The organism is Photobacterium lucens, from assembly GCF_009873615.1.
Classification (GTDB): domain Bacteria; phylum Pseudomonadota; class Gammaproteobacteria; order Enterobacterales; family Vibrionaceae; genus Photobacterium; species Photobacterium lucens.
On record NZ_SSMG01000061.1, the window covers coordinates 1 to 5,750 of the forward strand.

Annotated in this window: 4 protein-coding genes; 1 reads left to right on the forward strand and 3 read right to left on the reverse strand. The window is 42.7% G+C overall.

Annotation, left to right across the window (positions count from 1 at the left end; genetic code table 11):
* Nucleotides 1–317: 317 nt before the first annotated feature.
* The 3 genes from clpB to rluD form a co-directional block, all read right to left on the reverse strand.
* Entirely contained in the window at nucleotides 318–2,894 is a 2,577-nt protein-coding gene (gene clpB / locus E5A76_RS03570; RefSeq protein ID WP_053986441.1) for an ATP-dependent chaperone ClpB, read from the reverse strand.
* A 169-nt stretch (nucleotides 2,895–3,063) separates the two neighbouring features.
* Nucleotides 3,064–3,798, reverse strand: a complete 735-nt coding sequence (pgeF, locus tag E5A76_RS03575; RefSeq protein ID WP_161118119.1) for a peptidoglycan editing factor PgeF — start codon at nucleotides 3,796–3,798, stop codon at nucleotides 3,064–3,066.
* Entirely contained in the window at nucleotides 3,798–4,772 is a 975-nt protein-coding gene (gene rluD / locus E5A76_RS03580; RefSeq protein ID WP_053986443.1) for a 23S rRNA pseudouridine(1911/1915/1917) synthase RluD, read from the reverse strand. Before rluD ends, pgeF begins: the two co-directional genes overlap by 1 nt.
* 169 nt (nucleotides 4,773–4,941) lie before the next feature.
* On the opposite strand from rluD, the gene bamD reads away from it, so the two are divergent.
* A complete protein-coding gene (gene bamD, locus E5A76_RS03585) occupies nucleotides 4,942–5,670 on the forward strand; it encodes an outer membrane protein assembly factor BamD (protein ID WP_053986444.1) in 729 nt (242 codons plus the stop codon).
* Nucleotides 5,671–5,750 lie beyond the last annotated feature (80 nt).

Sequence of the window (5,750 nt, forward strand, 5' to 3'; positions counted from 1 at the left end):
AATTGGTCACTAGTATCATTGATAAATCTTTTGACTAATCATTCAACGAGTGCCCACACAGATTGCATGGTCAAATTGTTAAAGAACAATACTGAACTCGTTGCTTGCCTGTGGCTCGCTCCGTGTCAGTGAGGTCGCATTATAGGGAGAGATTTCCCGCTGACAACCCTTTTCTGCTCAATTATTTTCGTTCGCACAAGTATTGAACAATTCACTCATTAACGATCAATAATCGCACCAACACTCGAATTATTAATAGATACAAAAACGCCCTACTAGAATGCAGGGCGTTTATTCATCGTGTTCAAATCAGAGAATTAGATTTGCTGAGCAACGATTTCATCATCTTTTACAGATAGTGTTATCACTTTACCCGGTACAAATTTACCTGATAGTAAATCTTGTGCTAATGGGTTTTCGATATATTGCTGAATAGCACGTTTCAATGGACGCGCACCATACACAGGATCAAATCCGGCTTCTGCAATTAAATCTAGCGCACTATCATCAATATCAAGACGGTAATCTTTTTCAGCCAAACGTTTTTTCAAACGCTCAATCTGAATGCTAGCAATATTTTTGATGTTCTCTTTACCAAGCGGATGGAACACAACTGTTTCATCAACACGGTTAATGAACTCAGGACGGAAATGCTGACCCACCACTTCCATCACTAATGCTTTGATACCGTCATAATCAAGATTACCGAAATGCTCTTGAATACGATCAGAGCCTAAGTTCGATGTCATGATGATCACTGTATTGCGGAAGTCCACTGTACGACCTTGACCATCAGTCAAACGACCATCATCTAACACTTGAAGTAAGATATTGAACACATCAGGGTGTGCTTTTTCTACTTCATCCAGTAATACCACTGAATATGGACGACGACGAACCGCTTCTGTTAGATAACCACCTTCTTCATAGCCAACGTAACCTGGAGGCGCACCCACTAAACGAGCCACAGAGTGTTTCTCCATAAACTCAGACATATCGATACGAACCATTGCCTCTTCACTATCAAACATAAAGTTAGCCAGTGATTTACAAAGCTCAGTTTTACCAACACCCGTTGGACCTAAGAATAAGAATGAACCAATTGGGCGTTGTGGATCAGATAAACCAGCACGACTACGACGAATGGCATTCGCTACGGCTTCTACGGCTTCATCTTGACCAATCACACGATGGTGTAATTCATCTTCCATACGAAGTAATTTATCACGCTCACCTTCTAGCATTTTTGAAACTGGAATACCGGTTGCTTTTGATAGCACATCGGCAATTTCAGTATCTGTGACTTTGTTTTTCAACAAGGTCATTTCTTGCATTTCAGCTTGCGCAGCAAGATCTAACTGTTTTTCAAGCTCTGGAATACGACCGTATTGCAACTCAGACATGCGGTTTAAATCACCTGCACGACGCGCAATCTCTACATCAGTACGTGCTTGCTCAAGTTCAGCTTTAATATGTTGAGTGCCAGATAGTGCGGCTTTTTCTGCATTCCACACTTCTTCAAGTTCAGCATATTCACGTTCTTTTAGATCAAGCTCTTCTAGCAAATCACTTAGACGCTTATGACTTGCATCATCGTCTTCTTTCTCTAATGCTTGCTGTTCAATCTTAAGCTGAATGATACGACGCTCTAAACGATCCAAAGATTCAGGTTTTGAATCGATCTGCATACGAATACTTGATGCCGCTTCATCGATAAGATCGATGGCTTTATCTGGTAGCTGACGGTCTGAGATGTAACGGTGTGACAATGTCGCTGCTGCTACAATCGCAGGATCGGTAATTTCAACATGGTGATGAAGCTCGTAACGCTCTTTCAAACCACGAAGAATCGCAATGGTATCTTCAACACTTGGTTCATCCACCAGCACTTTTTGGAAACGACGTTCAAGTGCCGCATCTTTTTCAATGTACTGACGGTATTCATCTAATGTTGTCGCGCCTACACAGTGAAGCTCACCACGTGCCAATGCAGGTTTTAGCATGTTACCCGCATCCATTGAGCCTTCGCCTTTACCAGCGCCAACCATGGTGTGAATTTCATCAATGAATAAGATCACGCGACCATCTTCTTGCGATAATTCATTCAATACCGCTTTGAGTCGCTCTTCAAACTCACCACGGAATTTTGCACCCGCGATCAGTGAACCCATATCTAAAGAAAGCACACGTTTATCACGCAAGCCTTCAGGTACTTCACCGTTAACAATACGTTGTGCTAAACCTTCAACAATCGCTGTTTTACCCACACCCGGCTCACCGATGATCACGGGGTTGTTTTTGGTACGACGTTGAAGCACTTGAATGGTACGACGAATTTCATCGTCACGACCAATCACAGGATCTAACTTACCCTGCTCTGCACGCTCGGTTAAATCGATAGTGTATTTTTCTAATGCCTGACGATTTTCTTCTGCATTAGGATCATCGACTTTTTGACCACCACGAATCTGATCGATCGCTTGTTCAATATTTTTCGCAGTTAAACCGAGTTCTTTAAATAACTCGCCCAATGGGCCTTTGTCTTCAGCAGCCGCTAAAATGAATAGCTCTGATGAAATGAATTTATCTTTTCGCTTTTGTGCCAACTTATCGCACATATTAAGCAGTACGCCCATGCCATGTGAAAGCTGAACTTCACCGCCAATGCCGGTCACTTTTGGCATACGGTCTAACAGCTCAGCAAGACGTGAACGTAACTGGGTAATATCGATGTTCAAAAGGGTGAGCAACGGACGTACGGTACTACCATCTTGATTAAGCAATGCCACCATTAGATGTGCAGGCTCGATATACTGATGGTCTCGCCCTAGAGCCAGCGATTGCGCATCAGATATTGCCGATTGAAATTTGCTGGTGAATCGGTCAAGACGCATAAGTTCTCCCAATAAAATTCTTAATAAACTAATGTTATATATATGGATACTCAGGGTGTATTTTTCAACTCTGCAAATCGCAATATAATGCTGCAAAAAAAGCGGGTGATCTTATTGAAGATCACCCGCTTAATAATAGATTCAGCTTTAAAATAGAAAAGTATAATGTTTACTCTTCAGTTAACCAGATTAATGATGCCTGACGCCCTGTGGTTGACTGACGACGGTAGGAGTAAAACTGCTGTTCATCACTGAATGTGCAATATTCTCCCCCATATACCTCTGTAATACCTAAACGCTGCAAACGTTGTTTAGCCAGTAGATACAAATCTGCCAGCCACTTATCACCATGAGGTTTAAATGCGAGTTCAGCATTAGCATCAACCGCCATAAACTGTTCACGCACTTCACCACCAACTTCAAAAGCATCAGGACCAATAGCAGGACCTAACCACACCATGATGTTATCGGGTGTACAGTCGAATTTATCAACCGCATTTTCAATCACACCACTTGCAAGCCCTCGCCATCCGGCATGTACGGCAGCCACTTCAGTACCTTGCTTATTACAAAACAAAACAGGTAAACAATCTGCCGTCATGATGGCACAGGCTAATCCCGGAGTGCGAGTAAAGCTACCATCGGCATCTGGTACTGATGAAAGTGCAACATCAAGCTCGATCACATCAGCACTATGGATTTGGTTTAACCACGCAGGTGATTCAACTAACTCACAGTGTTGTTTTAATAGATCTCGGTTTTGCTTAACGTCGATTTCGTTATCCCCAACATGTAACCCTAAATTTAATTCATGATAAGGCGCTACACTCACGCCACCTGAGCGTGTAGTGCTAATTGCTTTTACCGATTTAGGAGCCGGCCAGTTAGGAATAATCGCTTTCATTAATACTCTTCTTCGCTGTTTTCTAGTGTGTCTTTACGCAAGATATCAATCATTGCCACCATGTCATTTGGCAATGGTGCATGCCACTCCATCTTCTCACCTGTGATTGGGTGATCTAAACGCAGCATACGAGCGTGAAGGGCTTGACGATCAAAGGCACGTAGCGCCTGAATAAATTCAGGAGAGGCATTACGAGGTGGACGAGGACGACCACCGTATGTCACATCACCAATCAAAGGATGGCTTAGGTATGACATGTGAACACGGATCTGGTGTGTACGACCTGTTTCTAGACGTAATACAATGCGAGTATGTTCACGGAAACGCTCAGCGACACGGTAATGGGTGATCGCATCTTTACCCATTTCATGTACCGCCATACACGTACGTTTTGTTGAGTGACGACCAATCGGCTTTTCAACCGTACCACCGCCCGTCATTTGGCCAATCGCTAATGCTTCATATTCACGAGTGATCTTACGCTTTTGAAGCGCACGAACTAAACGAGTTTGCGCTTGGATTGTTTTCGCAACTACCATCAAGCCCGTTGTGTCTTTATCAAGACGGTGCACGATACCAGCACGCGGTACTTCTGCTAGTGACGGACAATGATGCAATAATGCATTCAATACTGTGCCGTCTGGCGTGCCTGCACCTGGGTGAACAACAAAGTCACGCGGTTTGTTGATCACAAGAATATCGTCATCTTCATAAACGATATCTAATGGGATGTCTTGCGCAACCCAACGAACTTCATCTTCAATTTCAGCTTGGATGAATAACTCTTCGCCACCCATCATTTTTTCACGAGGCTTCTTGACGACTTTGCCATTCACTGAAACCATACCATTTAAAATCCAGTCTTTAATGCGCGAACGCGAATAATCTGGATATAATTCAGCAACAACCTGATCCAGGCGCATGCCTAATTGGCTTTCACCAACTGTGTTTGTTAATTCTATTTGCTGTGCCATAGCGAACTTTTTTAAAAAGCGTGGGACTAATTGCCATACGCTGCGTAAAATATACCAAGCTTAAAACTATGCTTGATGTAACCTAATATAGTGTCATTGTATCTGTTAACGGCTCAGACCGTAATGGATCGAGCAAAATAAAATTTTTATCAAGGAAACTAACGCCGCAATGAAACGCCTGACAATCACGACTCTTCTTGCCGTAGCCCTTCTTTCAGGCTGTTCGAGTAAAGAAGAAGTAATACCAGATGTTCCACCATCAAACCTGTATGCGACAGCACAAACTGCGCTACAAAGTGGTAACTGGACATCGGCTATCGAGCAATTAGAAGCGCTTGATTCACGTTACCCATTTGGTGCTTATTCCGATCAAGTACAGCTAGATCTCATTTACGCTTACTACAAAAGTGATGATCTGGCGCTAGGTGAAGCAACCATTGAACGTTTCTTACGTTTAAATCCCGATCATCCACAAGCTGACTGGGTTGTATATATGCGTGGCTTAACGCATATGGCACAAGATCGAAGCTTTATGCATGATCTATTTAATATCAATCGCTTTGATCGTGATCCTACGCCATCACGTCAAGCATTCGCTGATTTTAAATACCTGCTAGAACGTTATCCTGAAAGTGAATACGGCGCAGATGCTAAAGCACGTATGATCTTTTTGAAAAACCGTTTAGCCAATTACGATTTAGCAACTGCTGACTTCTACATTCGTCGTGAAGCATGGATTGCAGCAATTAACCGTTGCCAGCAAGTACAACGCCTGTACCCAGATACAGAAGCGGCACGTGAATCATTGAAGTTAGAAAAGACAGCGTATGAGAAGCTAAACTTACAAAAAGAAGTGGAACGTACCGAAAAACTAATGAAATTAAATCCAGCAAAATAATCATTCGCTCAATTTAGTTTTATAGAAAAACAAACGGCAGCTTTTTAGCTGCCGTTTTTTTATCTGTTGTTATTTACCAC